Raw genomic sequence first — 22,732 nt, 5'->3', positions numbered from 1 at the left:
ACCTTAGGCTAAATTTAAACCTGAAGCGTATTTATGCATTTCTTTTCATTTTTAGCTGCTTTTTTACTTGCCCTGCGTATAAGCCGGGCAATTAAATTTACCGCCCTACACCAAAAGTGGCGGATGATACTCAGAATTTCTGCGGGAGTACCTATAGTGCTCTTTATTATTTTTAATGAACGCCTGAGTGATGATGGCGTATTAATAGTTGCAGGTATTTATTTATTGTTATTTATAGAATATTTAAAAAAGCAGGAGGATTTTAAATCGTTTACCGTACTGCTTAATGCACATTATCCGCTGGTTGCTGCGGGTATAATTAGTGGCATAGTTGGCGTTACACTCGATAGTTTTTATGAGAAGTGGGAAAGTTTTTTTGTATGTGCGCAGTTAGCATCATTTCTCTGGATCTTTCTTCGTTTATCTACGTCAAGAAAACAACAGCAAGAGTTAAGGCGCATCAACGAGCGTAAAGATGAACTGGAGGCTATGGTTGCCGCACGTACTGCCGAAATTACCCAGCAAAAGAATGAATTACAGGAAACCGTTAAAGAACTGCAGGCTACCCAGGCCCAGCTGATACAGCAGGAAAAGCTGGCATCGTTAGGGGAGCTTACTGCCGGTATTGCCCACGAGATACAGAACCCGTTAAATTTTGTCAATAACTTCTCTGAGGTGAGTATGGAACTGATAGAGGAGATGGAGGAGGAAATGGCCAAAGGTGATATGGAAGAAGCCAATGCCATAGCTGCCGATATTAAACAAAACCTGGAGAAAATACGCCACCACGGCAAACGTGCCGATGGTATTGTAAAAGGGATGCTGCAGCACAGCCGTGCCAGCAGTAACATAAAAGAGCCTACAAATCTGAATACCATTGCCGACGAATACTTCAGGCTGGCTTACCATGGTTTGCGTGCCAAAGACAAATCATTTAATGCCGAACTGGTAGCAAATTTAGATCCTAACCTGCCGCTCATAAATATTGTACCGCAGGATGTAGGCCGGGTGCTGCTAAATATGTTCACAAACGCTTTTTATGCGGTGCACCAAAAGCAAAAAATAATAGGGGGCGACTTTAAACCAAGGGTAGAGGTTTCTACAAAGGTAATTGGCAAAGAGGTTGAAGTTATTGTGAGAGATAATGGCAGCGGCATACCCGATGCTATTAAAGACAAGATAATGCAGCCATTTTTTACCACTAAACCTGCGGGCGAAGGCACCGGATTAGGCCTGTCGCTTAGCTATGACATTATTGTAAAAGCCCATAAAGGCCATATTAATATTGATAGTAAAGAGGGCGAGGGCACAGCGTTTGTTATTACCCTACCGTTATCATAACTATATCGCCCTATTTGTTATTTACCCACTCATCATAAAATTGAATTATCTATCTTTAAACACCATATGAAAATATTAGTTGTGGACGACGAAGCAGACGTTCAGCCACTTTTTTTACAGCGATTTCGCAAAGAAATACGTAACCACGAAATAGAGTTTGACTTTGCACAGTCGGGCGAGGAAGCGCTAAGTTACTTGAAAGATAAACGCCAGGAAGTGGTGCTGATATTGTCTGATATTAATATGCCGGGCATGAGTGGGATAGAGCTGTTAACACATATCCGTGAGGATTTTCCTACTCCGCCGCCACCTGTGGTAATGATGATAACCGCCTATGGCGATGAAGAGAATTATAAGCAGGCAATGGATAAAGGGGCAGATGATTTTTTAACTAAGCCGCTTGATTTTAATTTATTAAAAGAGAAACTTAAAACATTATAGCGAACAATGGCTAAGATACTGGTAGTGGATGATGAAGCTGATCTGGAAGTGCTGGTAAAACAAAAGTTCCGCCGTAAGATCAGGGAAAACGAATACGAGTTTATTTTTGCGCAGAACGGGGAAGAAGCTTTACAAAAAATAAAGGAACATCCCGATCTGGATATTATACTGTCGGACATAAACATGCCGGTAATGGATGGCCTTACCCTGCTTACTCATTTACCCGATGCCAACCCTACTGTTAAAGCGGTGGTGGTATCTGCATACGGCGATATGCAGAACATCCGTACCGCCATGAACCGCGGGGCTTTCGATTTTATAATGAAGCCGGTTGATTTTGATGACCTGGATGTTACCATGCAAAAAACAATATCCTACGTAAGGCAATTGCAGGATACGTTAAGGGCTATCAAAGAGAACAACATCCTTAAAATGTATGTTGACGAAAATGTGCTGAACTTTATGACGCACAAAGAGTTTGAAGGCAGCTTGATGAAAAACGAGCTGCTGGAAGCCACGGTAATGTTTGTTGATGTTTGCGGCTTTACGGCTATTACAGAACATGTACCGGCCAATACCGTAGTAAACCTGCTAAATGGTTTGTTTGATAAAATAGTTAAAGAAATTATAGCCCAGGGTGGCCACGTTGATAAGTTTATGGGCGATGCTATCATGGCTGTTTTCAGGGGAGAGTTTCACCTTGATCGTGCTATTGATGCGGCATTGGCTGTAAGGGAGCAACTATCAAATGAACCCGAGATCCAGGCAGGGGATAAAATATTTAAACCAACTATCGCAGTAGGTATCAACTCCGGCGAAATGGTGTCGGGTAATATTGGCTCCGTATCATTAAGGCGTTTAGATTATACCGTTATAGGCGATTCGGTGAACCTGGCGCAACGCTTACAATCCATAGCTACTGGTGGGCAAATTATCATCACGGAAGATGTTTACCACAAGGCAAAAGAATCATTCCAATGCAAGGAAAACGGCGAATTTACCTTGAAAAATAAACTTAAACCCGTTATTACCTACGAGGTAGTCGAATAGGGTTGATTTCGGATTTCGAATTTAAATAACCTAAAAAATCGTAGAGACGCGATACTTCGCGTCTCCCTTATGCAAATCCCCGGTATATTTAAATTGAAAAAGACGTAAAGTATCGCGTCTCTACATATTAGTGCCTTGCCCTACGCTTTAATACACCACCGGCAGCTTCTTTAATAATACTGGTAAAAATGAATGCCTTTGGGTCAATCTCATGTACCATGTTTCTTAACCGCCTAAGTTCTAAACGGGTTACTACGGTAAACACAATATCTACCGGGTGGCTCACGTCAAAACTTTCTTTCAGGAAACCGCGTTCACCTTTATAAACGGTGATACCCCGGCTTAGCTGCTTCACCAGCATTTCTTTTATCAGTGCGTTTTGTCCGGATATAATGGTTACGCCGGTGTATTCCTCCAGGCCTTCTATTACAAAGTTGATCATCCGCGATGCCGTGTAATAGGTAATGATAGAGTATAACGAGGTGATAAAGCCCACTTCTAAGGCAGCTATCAGGAAAATAACAATATTGATCCCCAGTATAATTTCGCTGATGGTAAAGCTGATGCGTTTACCTGTATAGAGTGCCAGTACCTCAATACCATCCAGTGCACAACCGCCACGGATAGCTAAACCGATACCGGTACCCATAAATACGCCGCCGAAAATTGATACAAGTAATTTGTCTGATGTGATCTTATCCGGATAAGGCAGGTAAAGCAGGCACAGTGCCAAACCAATAATGGCCATCATGGTGCGCAGGGCAAAGGTTTTATTTACCTGCAGGGCGCCCATAATAATGAATGGGATGTTGGCTATGATAATTACATAGGCTATATTAAAATGATAAAGCTCATGTATCAGCAAGGAGATACCGGTTACCCCGCCATCAAAAAAGGCATTGGGTATCAGGAAACTTTTTAAGGCAAACCCGCAAAACAAGATGCCCGTGATGGTGTAAAATGTGTCGGTTATTATAGATCGTGCAGTAGGCGCTGTATTCATTTCGGCGATAGAAGTTTTGTTTTGTAAATCTCTTAAATTTTCCTGTTTTTTCGGCGCCCTATTTTTCAACGATGTAGCTGTAAAATAACGATGATTTTGCAGGAAATTTATTTGCGTTTTATTCCAGTCTTCCGCGTCTTTTATACTGCCAAGCGCCTGCATTTCCAGGTACAACTTATTCCCGGTAGTTATAAAATCATTTCTGCCCAGGTAATCCAGATCGGCATCACAAATTATTTCTTCGGATAGGGTTGCCGGTTGTTGCGGCAATTGCGTAGCCATAATCAGCTTGCAGATCTTTTCAATATCAGCGTTAGCGTAGCCAAATTGTGGTAAAGCCTCACGGGCAATATTGCACGATGCCAGTTCATGCTCGTTAATTTGCTGCAGATATCCGCAGTCGTGGTAAAGGGCTGCTACAAGTAAGAGTTTGGTATCTTCTGCACTTATGTTTTCCTGTTTAGCAATAGCTTCTGCAGAGCGATAAACATCAAGAGTATGATCTATATTATGATAATGGAAATGTGCGGGCAATTCGTCCCGTAACCTTGCCACTATATATTTACCCTCGGGGCTATCGATCATATCCAAACCTTATTCTGTTGCGCTAAGATATTAATTTGAGAACATAGTTGATAAGGTTCTTTTAGCTTCATGAGTTTACTCAGCACGACTACGCTTCGCTGGCCGACCCTCTCTGCTGCGCAAAGAGGGTAAAGGAAATTGCAAAACCCTCTTTCCGCTTGCGGAGAGAGGGTGGTCGAGCGAAGCAATGACCGGGTGAGTCAAATAGCCGACAGACTTTTACCTCCCTCTCCTTTGGAGAGGGTCGGGGTGAGGCTTTTTGTCACCGCTAACTGATTAGTGTGAATGCAAAGTCATATAACATATCTGTAGCTTCATAAGCACCGGTTTAGCACTAATTTTGGATAACATCTGCCAAAACCGGGTGTTATTATCCCGATAGAATTATTACTATGAGTGCAAAGAAATTATCAGATATAAAATATTCCGTATTAGACCTTGCCACCGTTGTTGAAGGCAGCACCCCGGCCGATAGCTTTAAAAAAAGCATGGACGTGGCACAACTGGCCGAGAAGGTAGGCTACACCCGTTACTGGTTTGCCGAACATCATAACATGATGAATGTGGCCAGTTCTGCAACATCTGTATTGATAGGTTATATAGCAGGCGGTACATCTAAAATACGGGTAGGTTCGGGTGGTATTATGCTGCCAAACCATTCGCCCTTAATTGTAGCCGAGCAGTTTGGTACACTGGCGTCGCTTTATCCCGGCAGGATAGATCTGGGTTTAGGCCGTGCCCCGGGTACCGACCAAACTACAGCCTTAGCCATCCGTGGCGAAAATTTTAACGCGGCACATAATTTCCCCCGAGATATTGTAAAGCTGCAAACCTATTTTTCTAACGATAACGCAGGCAGTAAGGTAAGGGCCATCCCCGGCGAGGGTTTGGATATACCTATCTGGGTATTAGGTTCCAGTACAGATAGTGCTAAAGTTGCTGCTGCATTTGGTTTGCCTTATGCTTTTGCCAGTCACTTTGCACCAACATACTTTATGGAGGCAATTAAGATCTACCGCGATAATTTTAAGCCGTCAGAACAATTGCAAAAGCCGTATGTAATGGCTTGCGTAAACGTAGTGGCTGCCGATACCGATGGCGAGGCAGAACGATTGGCTACATCTGTAAAGCAATTTTTTATGGGCGTAGTTACCGGTAAAAGACAATTGCTGCCGCCGCCCGTTAAAAGTATGGATAGCATCTGGAACGTTTTTGAAGAAGAAGCCGTAATGCAGATGCTGGCCTATTCATTCATTGGTGGCCCCGAAAAAATTAAGAGCGAACTAAGCTCGTTCGTAGAACAAACAGGTGTGGATGAACTAATGGCCACCTCACATATCTTCGATCACCAATCAAGAATGTACTCGTATAAAGTATTTGCGGATGTAATACGGACATCGGCTTATGCTCCACTTGCATAAGCAGCCCTACAATATATACAAGCCCGCGTCTGCAAAGACAGCGGGCTTTTTTGTGGACATACGTTAATATCTTAATAAAAACTTACAACAAAGTGCATGTATTAAATGTACTTTAGTCTGTAAAATGTTGTTTATATAAAAAAAGCAAGCTGATCTGCCAATGAGTAAAGTATTTACAATAACAGAGGGACTTGAAAACCTGGGTGCCATGAGCACCGGTGGACAAGGATCTGTATATAAAGGCCGGCGCATGGGGCCTGTGTTAACTGCAATAAAATTATTACCAACACCTATCCATACCGAAAGTGAGGATGATAAAAACTTTCGTAATTTTCGTAACGAGGTAACCAAGCTGCAAAAAGTAAACGAGCAGCCAAATCCCAATGTAGTAAAAATATTAAGCTCGGGTATTACCGATAGTGGTTCGTTCCCCTATATCGAAATGGAATATATTGAAGGTCCCGACCTTTGCGAACTGCTGCAGCCACCGTACGAAAAGATCTTTATGCTGAAGGAGGTGATCCGCGTGGCCGATCAATTGGCAAGTGCCCTGGCCCATTGCCATAACGTTGGCGTAAAGCATGGTGATGTTAAAAGCAACAACGTAAAATATAATATCCATACGGGCAATTATGTGTTGCTGGATTTTGGGCTGGCCATCATGTCTGAAGAGCAGCGCCGTACCAGCATCCGCCATGCCGGGGCTATTGAATTTATGGCGCCCGAGCAGCACGAGGGCAAAATGCTAATGGAAACGGATATTTACAGCTATGGCATTATCATATACGAGCTGCTTACCGGCGAAGTTCCTTTCCCGCTGCATGGTGGCGGCGATGCCGGCCGTAACGCGGTGATGCTTGCCCATATAGAATCGCCGGTGCCGGATCTGTTGAACGCCAGAAGAAAAGCACTGCCCGATACCTGGGATAACGAAAAGAAAGGCCGCGAAATGCAGGTGCCGCAATGGTTGCTTAAACTGATTGAAAAATGCCTGCAAAAAGCACCAAAGGATAGGTTTAGCGATGGCATTAAACTGCACGATGCCATTGTAAATGGTAGCATATTGTCATCAGATAGTTTTGATATTGCCGGCGGCCTAAGTAATGCAGCTTTGCGCAGCGAGAACGAACGCCTGCACAATCAGCTGATGCAATACCAGCAAGCCGGGCCGCCGCCGCAATTGGTGGCTGCACCTGTAGAAGACGAGTCGAGGGTATCGTTATCAAAACCCTATTACTATACCATAATGACCTTGCTGGTGTTATTTATGGGATTTTCGGTTTATTCTACTTTCTTAAAAAAGCAGGGTAACCCAAACCAGGTAAGCCAGGATTCGTTACAAAATAAAGCGGATACAGGTACAGGCCGGTTAGATTACGGTTCAAGGTTCCCGGTAGATAGCACAGAACAGGATACAACACCAGTTAAAAAGGATACAATGGTTAAGAAACCGGAAGTAATTCCGCAGAACGCAACACAGGATACTACTCAAAAAATAGAGCTTGATACAACAGCTAAACCAGAATAATTATACATCAAACAAATAATAACAAATTTGCAATAAGTAATGTTCAGTACACATAATTAAAGCATTTTTTGAAGATACATAATGGCATCAACACTAAACTTTTGGCAGCGAATAGGTATACAGGATTGGTTTTTAACCAACGAAAGCACAGAGAAGGCAAAAGCAAAAGCGCTCACCCCAGACACGGTTTACAGCTACATTGTCGAAAAATTTGAGGGTTCGATAAGGGACCTTTCATTTGCCGACCGGGTGGTATTTTATCACGAGTTCATCATCAGTTTTAATGCCGATGATTATAAAGAGTTTGTAGCCGATAAACAAGGGATTTTTGGGCTGATAGTGCAGGAAACAGTTGCTAAGTTCTACGAGATATTGAAGCAACATCGCGCGGCGGGTAAAACGGTAAAACCGTCGGGCTCTAAATGGGTTTTCAGGCTGGTATCGCACCCTGATTATGCTCGGGGTGATAAAGGTTTTATAGGCAAATTATTACCCGATAATAATCAAAAGGAACAAAACCTGCGGGTAACATTTATTCCACGCCAAACGGGTATAGCCCAAACATTTGATGTAAGCCAGGAAGCTTTAAAAGGCTTTACCTATTACAGTGAAGGTTATTTTGAGATCCCTTACGAAGAAGAGTTGGAACCCGAAGAAAAACTGGCTGCCAAAGTACAAAACAACATAGCCCGTTTAGAAACTATTATTCCCGACCAGCAATTTGCCGGCAAAAAGGTGGAGTATTTGATGAAAGACGAAGAGATCATCGTATCGGGCAGCGAAGAAACCCGCGAGGATTCAAATATATTTACTATCCCGTCTGACTGGGTGAACGCGCCGCACCTGCAAATACGTTATAATAAAGCCGACGGCAAATTTTACCTGGCAGCATTTGGCGAGATAACCACATTAAATGAGGTTATTGTAGAGCGCAGCGATATTAACTCTCCCAAATGGGTAGAACTGCCGGTAAACTCGCGCATGTTACTTAATGGCATCATTGGTTTAAACCTGTTTAAAGCGTAAAAAACAATGTCACAAATATTATCCATAGGCTTATTAGTAATTGGTTTTTGCCTGCTGGCAACCCATTTTATTGATATTAAAAAATCCGGTAAACGCAATGGCTGAAAACTATTTTGGATTAACCGATACCGGCAGGGTACGCACCAATAACGAGGACACCTTTATTACCCAAAAGGTAATGGGTGACCGTATGTTGCTGGCTGCAGTAATTGATGGGGTAGGTGGCTATAACGGCGGCGAAGTAGCAGCGGCGATAGCTAAAGATGTTTTTATTGGCCGGTTACACGGGCTGCAGGGCGAGATAATCCCCGGCATGATAGATGCCTTTAAACTGGCCAGTAAACAGATCTCTGATAAGAAGCTGGAAGATAAAGAGCTGGAAAGCATGGCCTGTGTAGCTACAATGGCCCTGGTTGATGTAGAAAATAACCAGTTCTTTTATGCCCACGTAGGCGATACCCGTTTGTATTTGCTGCGCGACAGTTCGTTGGTGAAGATCTCTAAAGACCACTCCTTTGTAGGTTTCCTGGAAGATAGTGGCAGGCTCACGGAAACCGCTGCCATGAACCATCCCAAACGCAACGAGATAAACAAGGCGTTGGGCTTTACCAGCCAGATAGATACCGACGAGAGCTTTATAGAAACAGGGCAGTCGCCATTTTTACCGGGAGATATGCTGCTGCTTTGCAGCGACGGCCTTACCGATCTGGTTGATAGGAACGGCATATTGGATATCATCACTCAAAACACTTCGCTACAAGAAAAGGCAACACAGCTAATAGCCGCTGCCAATGATAACGGTGGCCGCGATAATGTAACTGTTGTGCTGGTGCAGAACGATAAGCCGCAACAACGGCCACAAGCTACTATGCCAGTATCATCATCCATCAAAAAAAGTGATGAGGAGAGAGATGGCGTAACATCAGCACGGGGGCAACAACACTTAGAACCTGTAATTAAAGTCAAAACACCTATGGGCCCCAATAAAAATCTTGGTTTAACACTTATACTTGGCTTTTTGTGCCTGGTGTTTTTGGCCTCAACTATTTGGCTGTATATAACAAAACAAAAGGAAGCTACATCCCTTGAACAATCTGGCCCGGTTGTAGAAAAACTGCGGAATGCCGATGAGGTGAAACTACAGGACGCTATAGATGCCTTTAAAGGTGATACTTTGGTATTATCTGATACAGCGTTTAAACAACCCGTTATAATTACCGATACCCTGCATATCGATCAGGATTCGTTGTACATAAAAGTTATTGGCAACATCGTTTTACAAAGGGATACCGCTTACAAAGGCCCGGCTTTATCTATCTCGCCAAATAACAAGGTTGTTATACTGGAGAACGTTAAGTTTAAAGATTTTGATGTAGCAGTTGATCTTTATAACAGCGGTTTCTATCTGCATAATACACAATTCATTAACTGCAGACTGCCTATTCAACGTAAATACAATTTGCCCAGCACAAAATATATAACGGCCGATTTTCCGTTGGATAAGATCAATGCTTCGGATACTCAATTTAAGGCGCCAACCAAAACCATTGTAAAGCCAAATGGAAGATAAAATAGAAACGGTTACCCGATGGAAGGAGCGGATCTTCCTGTTATTGATAAGCGTTTTGTTCGTGTTTTTATTCTTTAGGTTGTACTCGGTTTTACAGCTGCGTTTTGCTGATGTAGATAAGCGCCTGCAAGATGGCACCATGATCAACCTGAACGCCAAAGACCCGGCCGGGCAGTTAAAAGAACTGCTTACCCGCGGATATTATTTTGACGATAAGCGCGACATCAATCTGATAACGGCAACCGTTGCCAACAACATTGGTACAGGTGAAAAGATTGATAACATAGGGGAGCTAAACAAACGCAAGTATTTTATCATAGCCGATGGGGCTTTTGAGAAAGGCGGCGAATCGTTCAAAAGGAGGGTAGAAGCGTCCCGCTCTTTATTAGGATATACCGGTGAAGATTCTGTACTGTTTGTCAGTGAAAGGAGCAGCCCCGTCAATGTGCCTTCGGTAATTGATCTGGCATTGGGCCAGCATACCATCAGTGGTGTTATCACAAATAAAAAACAACCCGTAGCTGGCGTATTGGTGCGCCTTGACATGATATTACCCCAGGATAGCATCTACAACGATGAAGAACTGGACGAAATTAAACCGGTTACCGAAACTGGTAACGGCTTTAAAAAAGTGTATTTGCCCGATAGTGCCGGCAAGCGCCGTTTACAGCAGTTAACCGCTTATGCACGCACCAACGAGCAAGGCGTTGCGGAGTTTAAAAACCTGCCCGAAGGTAAAGCATTTAAGCTGTTGCCTTTACAACCGGGCTACCAATTCGGAACATCACAGGGGATACAAAATTTGGATGACGATGAAAGCCTTACGTTTAGCCAATCGCCGCATACCATCAGGTTGTTCTCAACAAAAGATTTTAATATCCTGAAGAAAGAAAAATCCTTGATCATTCGTACCCCACAGGAGTTTAACGATTGGTTCTGGATCATATCAGGCAGTTTTATCGCCGCGTTTTTGTTTGTGCATTTATTGCTGTCGTGGAAATTCAGTACCTCCGATCAGTTAATATTACCAGTGGTGATGATATTGACAGGGTTGTCGTTTTTAACCTTATTAAGTTTACAAGATCCGCTTCGCGATAGATTTTTAGCTAAGGATATGCTGGTTTACCTGGGTATTGGCTTAGTCGCCTTGCTGGTAATGCTGCAGTTTAAACTGCGCCGCTTTACACCCGATTCGTGGATCTACCGCATGCTGGTGTTTAAGCACAACCGTAATGCCTCAAACGGCTGGCCATGGGTAGTGTTGGCAGCAACACTGTTGGCCATGACCATTAAATTTGGTACCGGCCCCGAAGGTAGCGGGGTAAAGGTGAACCTGTTTGGTTTTCAACCCAGCGAGATAGTGAAATATCTCATCATTCTTTTCCTGGCGGGATTTTTTGCTGCCAACGAAAAACTAATAAGCGAATACACCAGTTGGAGCAAACGCTGGTCGTTCTTTTCCTTCGCGCTGATATCAATTTTGGTGACTTTATTACTATTCCTGTTACTGGGCGATTTAGGGCCGGCAATGGTCGTTTGTTTTACCTTTATTGTACTGTTTTCGTTCTCCCGTGGCGATTTTATGTTCATGGCAGGCGCGGTAGTGCTATACGTTATCGTGTCGTGGGTAGTAAAGAACGTTTGGTTATCGGCATTGATAACCGCGGCTATTGCAGCCTTGTTCATGCTGTTCAAACGCAGGCAATTAAGCGAATCAGCAATGATGGTGCTCATTATAATGGCCGCGTTTTTAACCATCGACCAGATCCCGTATTTAGGTAAGCTATTCCCCGGCCCGGTTCAACGATTAGTTGACCGTAAAGCCATTTGGCAGGATGCCTGGAATAATGAAGTTTATGGCGGTGACCAGGTGGCTAACGGCCTTTGGGCTATGAGCAGTGGCGGTGTAAGCGGGCAGGGTGTAGGCGAAGGCTTTGCCAAAACCATCCCCGAAGCGCATACAGATATGATACTACCATCGATGGGTGAAGAATTTGGATGGACAGGCATTGTCTGTATCTTCCTGTTATTTCTGGTTTACCTGCACCGCTCCATTTTAATAGGGCGGCGAACGGGCACACCATTCCTGTTCTATTTATGCGCGGGGATAGGAGTATCTACCTTTGTACAGTTCCTGCTCATAGCAGGTGGCTCGACAGGTGCATTACCATTATCGGGCGTGTCGCTGCCATTTCAAAGTTACGGCGGTTCATCATTGGTGGCCAACTTGTTGGCGTCGGGGTTTTTACTGTCGGCATCATTGGTAAGGGGCACACCTGTGCAAATGAATTATATATCGCGCCAGCAGGATAAAAACCTGGTACCTGCGCTGATAGCCGCCTTTGTGGGGGTTACGCTGTTAACCGTTAATGTATCCCGTTACCTGTTCAATAACAAAAAATGGGTAGTACAACCCGCCCTGGTGGCCGATAAAAGCGGCGCACGTATGTTTAGCTATAACCCACGCATTGCCATACTAATGAACAGGCTGGAAGCCGGGAATATTTACGATCGTGATGGTGTGTTACTGGCAACCAGTAACCCCGAATTAATAAAGAAACAGCATAGAAAACAGGTTATAGCCGGTGCACAAGGTTATAACATTGATTCGGCTATGCACAAACGTTTAGACAGATACTATCCATTTGAAGAACAAATGTTTTTTTGGACGGGAGATGCTAATACCGGTGTTTTTAACGGCAGCCCTAACGGTTACTTTGCCGAATACGAACATGCTGCTGAACTGCGCGGCTTTAAAATGCCGACCACCAATTACAATGTTACCGCCAACCGTTACCGGGAGGACAGATTTTTGGCCCGTGGTGTAAAGGAAATGACGGTTGTGAAGAAAGATTATAGCGAAATATCGCCTTTGCTGATTGCCGGTATCAACAGTAAAGAAGTAGCAGCCTTTAAAAACCGTAACCGGGATGTGAGGTTGACAATGGATGCAGGCCTGCAAACCAGTATCCAAAACTCCATAGCAAGCGATACCGCCTTGCTGGACAACCGTGTATCTGTTGTAGTAATGGAAGCCAATACCGGCGATGTACTCACCTCGGCTGTTTACCCATTGCCGCCTGTGCATAATTGGGAAAAGCTAACCATGAGCTATTATGAGCAAAACCAACTGGCTAACTGGACTACCACGCAAGATCTGGGTTTTACCCTGGCAACGCAACCGGGTTCAACAGCTAAATTGGTTACTACTATGGCATCATTCAATAAATTGGGCCTGGCGGCTGCCGATAAAAAGTATAATGTGGCAAGTTACGAGCGCATCCGCACCAAGGGTATAGAGCCCGATGAAACCGGTTTGATAACCTTGGAACGTGCTGTGGCTAAATCAAACAACGTGTACTTTATTAAGCTGGCTAACCAGGAGCATCTGCAGGAAGACATGGCCACCGTTTACCTTAAAACAGGTATGTTTTTGCATGGTGTAGGCGGTTATTATTATGACCACGATAAGTTAAGTGCCGATCAGGAAGAGAAATGGCGGAAGCTTTGGCGCAAAACCGAGTTTAATACCAAACCCAGGTACGACCCTAACAACATTCGCCGCACACGTGCCAAAGGTATATCGGGTATGTCATGGGGGCAGGGTGAGCTGATAGCCACTCCGGCATCGGTAGCGAGGCTGGCATCGTCAATTGCTAACGGGGGCGTATTGCATCAAAACAGGTTCGTATTAAAAGTGAGCGATTCGGTAACTTCGGTTAAGCCGGGCATTAAAGTAGCTAACGATCCTAAATATGCGGGGCTTATCAGGCAATATATGATAGAGCAAAGCGCCCCGAAGGAATATACCTTAGGCATCGCGGTAGCTGGTAAAACCGGTACGCCGGAGCGCATCTGGAAGAAACAGCAGATAAACGATGGCTGGTATGTGTTCTTCGCGCCGAAGGCAAATGGTACCGGTAATATGGTGGTTTGTATCAGAGTAGAGTCGACAAAGGGCTCATCAGATGCAGTGAAACTGGCCGGAAAACATGTAATTCCATTCCTGCGAGAAAAAGGTTATATTAAAAGCATCAAAGAGCAAACAAGTGAATAAGGCTTGGGTTTAGCATAATATATAATTGATTTTTGGGTTCAATAATACTACGGTAGTAATATGTTTAATTTGTTTAAAGGTGATAAGGAAGATCGGCCGGCTGATGTAAAAGGCATCCGTTATGAGTTGCTGCAATTTATAAAACAGGAGCTGCAAAAGGCCGAAGGTGGTGAAGGTGGAAATATAAAAGGACTAAACCTTTACCTGGCCTGCCCTTCATCTGAACAGGCCATGTATGAGGCTGCCGTTTATACCGATAAGCCTGAAATTTTTAAGGATGAAGTACAACGCATTGCCGATGATTACGCCGTTAACCTGCCCGAAATCTGGCTGATGGAGGTGATATTTGGGCAAGAGTTCCCTCCTGAGGCTGTAAGATCGAATAAATTGAATGCCGCGTTCTTCATCAAAACCAGTAAGAATTTTATTAAGCAAACCGCATCAGCCTACCTTAGGGCGTTGAGCGGTGATACCGATCAAAAGGAATACAATATCACATCAGATGGGGGTAAAGTACACATAGGTAGGGATAAAAAAGCGCAGGGCGATGATGGATTTTTTCGTACTAACCACATTGCTTTTCCATCTGATAGTGAGAATGAGAGCAATAAATATGTGAGCCGCCAACATGCGCATATCGAGTGGAATAATGATGCAGGGCGTTTCATGATCTTTGCTGATGAAGGCGGTGTTCCGCCCAGGAATAAGATCAAGATCCGTTCAGAGAAAAGTGAGGATATTATCAAACTGAATTCTACCCATATAGGCCACCAGCTACAGGAGGGTGATCAGATCATCCTGGGCGAATCGGCAGTTTTAGAGTTTAGTTACCAACCAGTAATGCATGAGTAAAGTTTTTACGATAACAGAAGGCTTAGAGAACCTGGGCGCGCTGCGAACGGGCGGGCAGGGATCGGTATATAAAGGTCGCCGTATGGGGCCTGTAATTACGGCGGTAAAGCTTTTGCCAACACCCATCCATTCCGAAAGTGAGGATGATAAGAATTTCCGCAACTTTAGTAATGAGGTTGCCAAGCTGCAAAAGGTTAATGAAGAACCTAACCCCAACGTTGTAAAAATATTAAGTTCGGGCATTACCGAAAGCGGCTCGCTTCCATACATCGAGATGGAGTATATTGAAGGGCCCGACCTTAGCGAATTACTGCAGCCGCCTCACGAAAAGATCTTCATGCTAAAAGAGGTTATCCGCGTGGCCGACCAGCTGGCGGGGGCTTTGGCGCATTGCCATAAAATAGGTGTGAAACATGGTGATATAAAAAGTAATAACGTAAAATACAACGTCCATACAGGCAACTATGTATTGCTTGATTTTGGGTTGGCGGTAATGACCGAAGAGGAACGACGCAGCAGTATACGCCATGCCGGGGCAATAGAGTTTATGGCGCCGGAACAGCACGACGGTGCCATGCTTTTGCAGACAGATGTGTATAGCTACGGCATTATCTTATATGAGCTATTGACCGGCCAGGTACCTTTCCCGCTAACCGGTAATGGCGAAACCGGCCGCAATGCCATTATGCTGGCACACATGGAAGCGCCTGTGCCAGACCTTCGCGAAGCAAGGAAAAAGAACCTGCCCGATAGCTGGACCACCCTGAAGCAAACGCAGGAAATGCAGGTGCCGCAATGGCTTTTAGATGTGATAGATAAGTGCCTTCAAAAATCGCCCGATGCACGCTTTAAAAGTGGTGTAGAACTGCATGATGCAATAATAAATGGCAGCCTTGCCGCCGACGGAAGACTGAGCACCACTGCGATACAGGCAGAGAATGAACGCTTACAGCACATGGTGGCGCACTACCAGCAGGATGAGGAAGAAAAGGATAAACAGTTATCGTCCTTAAAACTTTTAGCAGACCAGGCAGGCATCCATTTCAACAATGATAAGGGTATTTACGAGCGCGATAAGTCAAAAATGGTACTATCAAAAGGCGCGTTTAGCCTGGTGTTAACATTGGGCGGTATATTTATGGCCTTGTTCTTTTACTCGGCCTTTTTAAATAAGGACGATGTAACCGGGAACGTTATACCGGTATATGTAGATGCCCGTGATTATTTGAAACCTCCATTTATGGCGAGGGCTTATAATTACGACAGTGTTATGAGAGTAAATAACCGTAAATTAATGGCCATACGTAAGGCTGCCGCAAACAAGGCAATAAAGGCTACTATAGATTCAACAATTAAAAAAGCTACGCCCGATAAGAAAAAACGTAAGAAATTCCTGGGGATATTTTAAACGGCGGATTTACCGATAGCCAACATCTCACCAGTGTTTTTTGCGGTGCGGATAAGGTTCTCTTCGGTACGAGCCAATGCTGTTTCGATATCAGATGGTTCGTTGCCGATGGCTATTAGTGCATTAAAGTATTCATTAAGCTTTGGGTTGTCTGCTGCGGGGATCTTCCCTGCCAGTCCAATAACCGGGATGCCTTTAGCTTTTGCCCTGCGGGCTACACCAAACGGGCCTTTGCCTTGTAGAGTTTGCTCGTCAATACTGCCTTCGCCGGTAATAACCAGGTCGCTTTTTTGGAGGGATTGGTCAAAGTTGGTTAGTTGCAATAAATAGTCGATACCATTTACCAGTTTGGCGTTAATGTGTGCATACAAACCCGCGGCCGCACCACCGGCCGTGCCGCCATACTTTACCGTAGCCATATTTTTGCCTAATTGTTGCAGGGTAATATCGTTAAACTTTGACAGCGCGGCATTCAGTTTCTTTACCGCGTCTGTATCAGCACCTTTCTGCGGGCCAAATACCGCTGCCGAGCCGTTATCACCCAGTAACATATTATCTACATCGCAAAGCACAATTACTTCGCAGTTTGATATCCTTTGGTCGATGCCGGAGTGATCAATGCTTTTTAGTCCTGTCAGGCTTTTGGGCAGGTTGTTAAGCTCTTTGCCATCATCCCCTAAAAACTTAATGCCCAAAGCACTTAAAATGCCTGTAGCACCATCAACAGTAGCAGAACCACCCATCGCTATCAGGATTTTATTTACACCCAATTCCAGCGCTTTTTTGATCATTTCGCCCGTGCCGTATGAAGTGGCACGTAAGGGGTTTAGCTCGTCGCTTTTTAATAATCTTAGTCCCGATGCATCCGCCATTTCTATAACCGCGGTTTTACCATCTGCAATTAACCCAAAGGATGCGGTGATGATCCTGCCCAGCGGGTTGTGCACTTGCATACTTACCAATTTCCCTTGCAGTTGTTGTATAATGATAGTCGCTGTTCCGTCGCCGCCATCGGCTATTGGGAAACACTCGGTTGTGCAATTCAGGCTGCTTTGCTGTAAACCTTTTTCAATAGCCAAAGCCGCTGCATTAGCAGTTAAGCTGTTTTTAAAAGCATTTGGGGCTATAAGGATGTGCATATTACAATATAAAGGAAAGTAAATAAACAATTATAAACGAAGTGATGCCCATACAAATGGTAGCTACCGAATATACTTTTAGCATGGTCTTCATCTCCAGTCCCGAGAATTTGGCGATCACCCAAAAGTAGGCATCATTGGCATGCGATATCATCATAGAACCCGCACCCATAGCAAGCACACAAAGTAAATGCCCTTTCTCGTTATCCAGGCCAAGCGAAGGCAGCAGGGGCAACACTATAGATGCCGCTGTAATAATAGCCACTGTTGATGAACCCTGCGCGGTTTTTAAAACAAAAGTTATTAAAAATGGGAAGAAGATACCCATGCTGGCCAGTGGTAAGGCATCGCTTAAATGATTGCCAATTTTAGTTGCTGCCAGCACCGCGCCAAAAGCGCCGCCTGCCCCAATAATAACTAAAATGCTGCCTGCTTTTTCCACGCCTTCCTGTAATAATTTACCAATGGTTTCCTTATCCCAGGTATGCAGGCAATTAAAGGCGAGCAGTACGCCAATGGCTAAGGCGATTATCGGGTCGCCAAGAGAATTGAAAATATTTACGAATGGGTTCACCGTGTTGTGTTCGACCGAAAAAAAGGATTTGATAGCTATTAAAAGTATAGGCACAGCTACAGGCAAAAATGCCTTTAAGGTAGATGGGAGTTGCGTATTTGCTACGATGATCTGTTCATCATCAGCAATAACAATAGGAACCTTTTTACCTGCATAGTTTGCCCACAAATAGCCCACCGCCATAGCCGGGATAGCAACGCCAATGCCTGTAAGTATCAGCTTACCATAATCAACCCCGATAATACCTGCCGCTGCTGCTGCGCCGGGATGGGGTGGTATAAGGCAATGTACGGCATATAAGCCGGTAGCCAGCGAAACGGCGATTATCACCATGGAAATGCCCGTAGTACGTGCCAGCGATTTGTTCAATCCACTTAAAACAATATAACCCGAATCGCAAAAAATAGGCAGGCCTACTATAAAGCCGGTAAGGCTCATGGCTAATGCCGACCGTTTTTCGCCAACACGTTTTAAAATTGCATTGGCCATTACGCGTGTAGCGCCGCTATGTTCTAATATCACGCCTAAGGTAGTACCCACAACTATTATAAAACCAAGCGACTTAAGAATATTGCCAAAGCCATCTTTAACTGAAGTAAGCACATCGGTAAGCGGCATTCCCACACCCAGCCCGACTAAAAAACACGCTATAGCCAGTGCGAAAAATGCATGGACCCGCCATTTTGCGGTAAGCAGTACAATAACCGCTATACCCGCCACCAGGCAGATCAGTACACGCGCGAGAGAAATATCCATTGTTAGGTTAAAGTTTTGTATTGCCAATATAAGGATAAACCGATGGCTAAAATTTATACGAGATGAAAACCTTAAACAAATAATATCCTATCTTTAAAAACCAATATACACCGCCTTAGCGTAATTTTATGAAAAAGTACCAATTGTGGGCTGTGATTAGCTAAGGCTTTGCTGACATCCAATAATTTCAAATCATAGTACTGCCGGATGAAAAAAATATTACTGCTGATATGTATTGCCTGCCTGAGCTTTGCTGTTAATGCACAAAAAGTAAAAGCTTTTAAAGTGCTGGCTTTATACGAAAACGGCGGCCACCACGTGGAGTATTCAAAGCGGGCAAAAATATGGCTGGATAAGCTGGCGGCGCAAAAGGGTTTTACTATAGATTATATCCAGAACACAGACAAAATTGACGAAGCTTTTTTGAATCAATATCAACTATTTATACAGCTTGACTATGCCCCTTATGCATGGAAGGACAAGGCAGCCGCCGCGTTTGAAAGATACATAAACGAAGGCGGGGGTAGTTGGATTGGGATCCACCATGCTACGCTTTTGGGTGAGTTTGACGGTTACCCTATGTGGAACTGGTTCTCGCAATTTATGGGTGGCATTAGGTGGAAAGATTACATAGCTACTTTTACCAAAGGAAAAGTTAATGTAGAGGACAAACAGCACCCGGTAATGAAAGGTGTACCGGCATCTTTTTTAGTGCAGCAGGAAGAATGGTACACCTATGATAAAAGCCCCCGGCCGAACGTGCATGTCTTGGCCAGTGTGAATGAAGCAAGCTACGAGCCGCAAAGCAAAGTAAAAATGGGCGACCATCCCGTAGTTTGGACTAACGAGCATTACAAGGCGCGTAACATCTATATTTTTATGGGACATTCGCCAAACCTGTTTGATAACCCGGCTTATACCCGGCTGTTTAGTAATGCTATATTTTGGGCGGCAGGAAAATAGACCTGAACATGGGGCACGGCGATCATATTTTTACCACCAATCTGCAAAATAAATTATTCGAAAATGCCATTATGTGGCCGGGTACGCGCAGATAATTATTTAACAACCGGGTCAATATTCAAAGCCTTGAACAAGTTACTATCCGGTTGCATATCTGTATTGTTATAAGTGCCATCCATCAAACTTTGGCCTGTAACACCGGGGTTATTGCCATAACCCAATGGCCATTTAGCCTTCGTGTTTTTTATGCTTAAACCGGCTAAAGTAGCGGCCTGCAGGCAAAAATCTGTACAGTTGTTGTTGCTTAGGTGGTACTCCAGGTCGTTGTATTTTTTGGTTAGTTTAAGTATGTTCTCAAAGCTTCTTTTAGAGATGAATTTACCTACAACCTCATCCCATTGATGGCCTGCGTCGTTCTTAAATTCCGATTCGGAAGTTGGGTCCCACGGAGTGGCAAATAAGATCTTCTCCTTTTTAGGATAAAATCCAAACGAACAGGATACATAGGTAGAATCGGCATTGTATTTTATCAGCGTGATAAACGTATGGCCGGTATTACTAAAAACAAACACTTTAGGCTTACCGGATACGGGTTGCTTTACATGAAAAAGCAGGGCATAAGCCACAGTAGGCTTATTATCGTTAAAGGTGCTTACAATGCGTTTGTAACTTGTGTATTTACTTTTGGCTTTTTTTACTTGCAGTGCCTGTTGGTTAACCAGTGAGTCGTCCTTGGCGTTAATTGGCAGTTCATCCGGTTCCACAGCATCAGTATCGGCCACTTTCTCGCTGTTTTGCCGGACTTTCTTATTCTCGCGCTGTATGGTCTTAAAAAAGCATTTCATGGCCAGCGGATACAATTTTAACCGTGCAAACAGGTTAGCAAAACGGTATAAGGCTTTATTGTTCTTTTGATTCTCGGCTACGGTGTTACCCAGCTCCAGCTGTTTTAAATACTCCATTAACTGTTTACGCTCCTGCGATTTGCTTAGGTTAAGCGCAATAGTTTTTTGCAGTTTGTTGTCGTCCTCATCGTCAAAAATATTAGCTTTTGCAGCTGGGGCCACTACAACAGAACGTTCTTTATTTTCGCTGAAAGGTAAGGTGCTGGTTAATGAATCAGGCTTGTTTACACGGTAGGGCATTGATGCCGATAACTGGGCATGGGCAATGAAGCTACTGTGTATTAACAGTGCTAAAAGTATCGGCTTAAGATAAACGGATAGATTAGTACTTTTCATATTAGCATTGTGAAACGATAAGGTAAAACGCGTTTAGGCGGAGGGGTTCCTATCGGCTACAACAATATATACGTTTAAATGCATGTAAACGTAACAATGCATTACCATACGCGATAAATATAGTAACTAATATATAGCTTGCCAAGCTGTCAGAATAATTTTACAATACTTAACATAAGCCATCGCTATATTTGTTTTTTAGGCTAAGTTTTATAGTTATTAATTAATAAAATCATGAGTGAAGATCTGCAATGCCCGGTTGACCATGTAAAAGTGAACGAAAACAAAGTAAGGGTAGTAGCCTTATTAGTGCTGTTATTAGGGGCGGGTTTTTTATTAACAGGGTATAATTTTATAATCCTTTTATTACTGGCAGATTTTTTTGCACGCGCCTTTAATATGCAAAAGTATAGCCTGCTGGGGTGGCTTGCCGACGTATTTGTTAAGCAGTTTAAATTGCCCGTTAAGCTAACTGACCGTGGCCCCAAGCGCTTTGCAGCAGGCATGGGGTTCGTATTCGTCGCGGCTATTTTAGTGGCTATAATTGCAGGCTGGAATATATTTTTAGTGCCGCTTGCTGCAATGCTTTGTATTTTTGCTTTCCTGGAATCATTCGCGGCATTTTGCATGGGATGTTATGTTTATACCGGTTTGCAAAAGGTAAGTAAGGTATTTGGAAAGAAATAGCCGGCGATAGATTCTTCAATAGATCACCCATAACAATTTTAGTAAAGGCGTGAAAAGTGTTCACGTTCACCGCCGTGAACGCCATCGCGAACACGTAAGTAACTGATAATGATTTATTTAAAAAATAGGCTACTGACGAAATAACGTCACCATTAAATCCAAACCTGGCGCAAGCAAACATGCACATAATATAATCGGTCACGCTGCACGCCGCCGCAAAGATCTGTCATTGCACCTTCAAAGGCTACGAGATTTGATAACTCAGAATGACGAGGTATTTATATAACAAAAGAGGCAACGTATAACACGCTGCCTCTTTTTGCTTGAGATGGAAATATTAATTAGTTGCGCCGCCATTTACCAGTAAATGCTGGCCGCTCACAAATGATGACAGGTCGCTGGCGAAGAACTCTGCAGCATTGGCTACATCTTCTACTTCGGCTAAACGGCCCATAGGGCAGCTGTCCAGCAATTGTTTTCTTAATTCGGGGTAGCTGTCTGGTTCTGCAAAAATGCCCGAATGATCTACCGCGAATGGGATGATTGAATTAACCGTTACACCTTTGTGGCCAATTTCTTTTGAAAGGATATCAACTAAATAGCGTGGTGTAGTTTTGCTGCCGCCATACACTGCCATCCCCGGTACCGGGAACGATGTAGTGCTTGATGCGATGTATATAATGCGGCCATTGTTTTCTACGTGTTTAGCCGCTTGCTGCATAGTAAAATAAGTGCCTTTGGTGTTGATGCCGAAAACACGGTCAAATTGTTCTTCAGTAAAATCAACCACCGGGGTTTCCACCAGTTCTATACCTGCATTGGCCACCACTATGTCTATCTTCCCAAATTCTTTTATAGCTTCTACAAATAAACGTTCCAGGTCGGCAACTTTACTTACATCTGCCTGTACGGCTATAACACGTGCGCCCATAGCTTGTATATTGCTCAATACTTCATCTGCCGATGCTTTATCGCGGGAGTAGTTTAATACAATGTCTGCACCTAATGCTGCGTAACGTTCTGCAATTGCTTTACCCAAACCTCTCGCTGATCCGGTTATTAATGCTACTTTATTTTTTAATGAGTTCAT

The 22,732-nt window shown here is 43.8% G+C and carries 17 protein-coding genes; 12 read left to right on the top strand and 5 right to left on the bottom strand.

The genetic code is table 11. The features are described 5' to 3' along the window. Nucleotides 1-33: 33 nt before the first annotated feature. From NPE20_RS07625 to NPE20_RS07615, 3 genes are all read left to right on the top strand, one after another. Entirely contained in the window at nt 34-1,341 is a 1,308-nt protein-coding gene (locus tag NPE20_RS07625; protein WP_256538019.1) for a sensor histidine kinase, read from the top strand. Nucleotides 1,342-1,407: 66 nt separating this feature from the next. Beyond that, nucleotides 1,408-1,782, top strand: coding sequence for a response regulator (locus tag NPE20_RS07620; protein WP_256538018.1), 375 nt, complete (start codon nt 1,408-1,410; stop codon nt 1,780-1,782). Nucleotides 1,783-1,788: 6 nt separating this feature from the next. Then, on the top strand, nt 1,789-2,832 hold the full coding sequence (locus NPE20_RS07615) for an adenylate/guanylate cyclase domain-containing protein (RefSeq protein WP_256538017.1): 1,044 nt from the start codon (nt 1,789-1,791) through the stop codon (nt 2,830-2,832). A 127-nt stretch (nt 2,833-2,959) separates the two neighbouring features. Here NPE20_RS07615 and NPE20_RS07610 read toward each other — a convergent pair whose 3' ends face one another. Further along, nucleotides 2,960-4,420 (bottom strand): YitT family protein, encoded by a 1,461-nt coding sequence (locus NPE20_RS07610; protein WP_256538016.1) that lies wholly within the window; start codon nt 4,418-4,420, stop codon nt 2,960-2,962. Nucleotides 4,421-4,812: 392 nt separating this feature from the next. Here NPE20_RS07610 and NPE20_RS07605 point away from each other — a divergent pair, with 392 nt between their 5' ends. The 7 genes from NPE20_RS07605 to NPE20_RS07575 all read left to right on the top strand — a co-directional run bounded on the left by NPE20_RS07605 (nt 4,813) and on the right by NPE20_RS07575 (nt 16,282). Continuing rightward, entirely contained in the window at nt 4,813-5,841 is a 1,029-nt protein-coding gene (locus NPE20_RS07605) for an LLM class flavin-dependent oxidoreductase (RefSeq protein WP_256538015.1), read from the top strand. A 160-nt stretch (nt 5,842-6,001) separates the two neighbouring features. Continuing rightward, nucleotides 6,002-7,369, top strand: a complete 1,368-nt coding sequence (locus NPE20_RS07600; protein WP_256538014.1) for a serine/threonine protein kinase — start codon at nt 6,002-6,004, stop codon at nt 7,367-7,369. 81 nt (nt 7,370-7,450) lie between these two features. Beyond that, nucleotides 7,451-8,395: a hypothetical protein gene (locus tag NPE20_RS07595; protein ID WP_256538013.1), complete on the top strand. Its 945-nt coding sequence runs from the start codon at nt 7,451-7,453 to the stop codon at nt 8,393-8,395. 97 nt (nt 8,396-8,492) lie between these two features. Then, entirely contained in the window at nt 8,493-9,965 is a 1,473-nt protein-coding gene (locus NPE20_RS07590) for a PP2C family protein-serine/threonine phosphatase (RefSeq protein ID WP_256538012.1), read from the top strand. Continuing rightward, complete coding sequence (locus NPE20_RS07585) at nt 9,955-14,022, top strand: FtsW/RodA/SpoVE family cell cycle protein (RefSeq protein ID WP_256538011.1); 4,068 nt, start codon at nt 9,955-9,957, stop codon at nt 14,020-14,022. The genes NPE20_RS07590 and NPE20_RS07585 overlap by 11 nt, the downstream gene beginning before the upstream one ends. Nucleotides 14,023-14,082: 60 nt before the next feature. Continuing rightward, on the top strand, nt 14,083-14,874 hold the full coding sequence (locus NPE20_RS07580; protein WP_256538010.1) for an FHA domain-containing protein: 792 nt from the start codon (nt 14,083-14,085) through the stop codon (nt 14,872-14,874). Further along, complete coding sequence (locus NPE20_RS07575; RefSeq protein ID WP_256538009.1) at nt 14,867-16,282, top strand: serine/threonine protein kinase; 1,416 nt, start codon at nt 14,867-14,869, stop codon at nt 16,280-16,282. The genes NPE20_RS07580 and NPE20_RS07575 overlap by 8 nt, the downstream gene beginning before the upstream one ends. Here NPE20_RS07575 and NPE20_RS07570 read toward each other — a convergent pair. Both NPE20_RS07570 and NPE20_RS07565 read right to left on the bottom strand, forming a co-directional pair. Continuing rightward, a complete protein-coding gene (locus NPE20_RS07570; protein ID WP_256538008.1) occupies nt 16,279-17,421 on the bottom strand; it encodes a glycerate kinase in 1,143 nt (380 codons plus the stop codon). The two genes, NPE20_RS07575 and NPE20_RS07570, sit on opposite strands and share 4 nt — an antisense overlap. Nucleotide 17,422: 1 nt before the next feature. After that, the gene (locus NPE20_RS07565; protein WP_256538007.1) at nt 17,423-18,751 is read right to left on the bottom strand and encodes a GntP family permease; all 1,329 of its coding nucleotides are present in this window, start codon (nt 18,749-18,751) and stop codon (nt 17,423-17,425) included. A 207-nt stretch (nt 18,752-18,958) separates the two neighbouring features. On the opposite strand from NPE20_RS07565, the gene NPE20_RS07560 reads away from it, so the two are divergent. Continuing rightward, nucleotides 18,959-19,714 carry a ThuA domain-containing protein gene (locus NPE20_RS07560; protein WP_256538006.1) on the top strand — a complete coding sequence of 252 codons (756 nt, stop codon included), beginning with the start codon at nt 18,959-18,961 and terminating at the stop codon, nt 19,712-19,714. A gap of 95 nt (nt 19,715-19,809) precedes the next feature. Here the strand turns inward: NPE20_RS07560 and NPE20_RS07555 are convergent, their stop codons facing one another. After that, complete coding sequence (locus NPE20_RS07555) at nt 19,810-20,955, bottom strand: hypothetical protein (protein WP_256538005.1); 1,146 nt, start codon at nt 20,953-20,955, stop codon at nt 19,810-19,812. A gap of 234 nt (nt 20,956-21,189) precedes the next feature. Here NPE20_RS07555 and NPE20_RS07550 point away from each other — a divergent pair, with 234 nt between their 5' ends. Continuing rightward, nucleotides 21,190-21,642, top strand: coding sequence for a DUF4395 domain-containing protein (locus NPE20_RS07550; protein ID WP_256538004.1), 453 nt, complete (start codon nt 21,190-21,192; stop codon nt 21,640-21,642). Between the two features lie 337 nt (nt 21,643-21,979). Here the strand turns inward: NPE20_RS07550 and NPE20_RS07545 are convergent, their stop codons facing one another. Continuing rightward, complete coding sequence (locus tag NPE20_RS07545; RefSeq protein WP_256538003.1) at nt 21,980-22,732, bottom strand: glucose 1-dehydrogenase; 753 nt, start codon at nt 22,730-22,732, stop codon at nt 21,980-21,982.

It is taken from the genome of Mucilaginibacter aquariorum, from assembly GCF_024498135.1.
GTDB lineage: Bacteria > Bacteroidota > Bacteroidia > Sphingobacteriales > Sphingobacteriaceae > Mucilaginibacter > Mucilaginibacter aquariorum.
The sequence above is the reverse complement of the archived record's forward strand: the minus strand, read 5'-3'. Positions and strand labels throughout refer to the sequence as shown.

Bases quoted from the DNA above. Each gene is read 5' to 3' on its own strand.
- NPE20_RS07625 (WP_256538019.1), top strand. From the start codon at position 34: ATGCATTTCTTTTCATTTTTAGCTGCTTTTTTACTTGCCCTGCGTATA.
- NPE20_RS07620 (WP_256538018.1), top strand. From the start codon at position 1,408: ATGAAAATATTAGTTGTGGACGACGAAGCAGACGTTCAGCCACTTTTT.
- NPE20_RS07615 (WP_256538017.1), top strand. From the start codon at position 1,789: ATGGCTAAGATACTGGTAGTGGATGATGAAGCTGATCTGGAAGTGCTG.
- NPE20_RS07610 (WP_256538016.1), bottom strand. From the start codon at position 4,420: ATGATCGATAGCCCCGAGGGTAAATATATAGTGGCAAGGTTACGGGAC.
- NPE20_RS07605 (WP_256538015.1), top strand. From the start codon at position 4,813: ATGAGTGCAAAGAAATTATCAGATATAAAATATTCCGTATTAGACCTT.
- NPE20_RS07600 (WP_256538014.1), top strand. From the start codon at position 6,002: ATGAGTAAAGTATTTACAATAACAGAGGGACTTGAAAACCTGGGTGCC.
- NPE20_RS07595 (WP_256538013.1), top strand. From the start codon at position 7,451: ATGGCATCAACACTAAACTTTTGGCAGCGAATAGGTATACAGGATTGG.
- NPE20_RS07590 (WP_256538012.1), top strand. From the start codon at position 8,493: ATGGCTGAAAACTATTTTGGATTAACCGATACCGGCAGGGTACGCACC.
- NPE20_RS07585 (WP_256538011.1), top strand. From the start codon at position 9,955: ATGGAAGATAAAATAGAAACGGTTACCCGATGGAAGGAGCGGATCTTC.
- NPE20_RS07580 (WP_256538010.1), top strand. From the start codon at position 14,083: ATGTTTAATTTGTTTAAAGGTGATAAGGAAGATCGGCCGGCTGATGTA.
- NPE20_RS07575 (WP_256538009.1), top strand. From the start codon at position 14,867: ATGAGTAAAGTTTTTACGATAACAGAAGGCTTAGAGAACCTGGGCGCG.
- NPE20_RS07570 (WP_256538008.1), bottom strand. From the start codon at position 17,421: ATGCACATCCTTATAGCCCCAAATGCTTTTAAAAACAGCTTAACTGCT.
- NPE20_RS07565 (WP_256538007.1), bottom strand. From the start codon at position 18,751: ATGGATATTTCTCTCGCGCGTGTACTGATCTGCCTGGTGGCGGGTATA.
- NPE20_RS07560 (WP_256538006.1), top strand. From the start codon at position 18,959: ATGAAAAAAATATTACTGCTGATATGTATTGCCTGCCTGAGCTTTGCT.
- NPE20_RS07555 (WP_256538005.1), bottom strand. From the start codon at position 20,955: ATGAAAAGTACTAATCTATCCGTTTATCTTAAGCCGATACTTTTAGCA.
- NPE20_RS07550 (WP_256538004.1), top strand. From the start codon at position 21,190: ATGAGTGAAGATCTGCAATGCCCGGTTGACCATGTAAAAGTGAACGAA.
- NPE20_RS07545 (WP_256538003.1), bottom strand. From the start codon at position 22,732: ATGAACTCATTAAAAAATAAAGTAGCATTAATAACCGGATCAGCGAGA.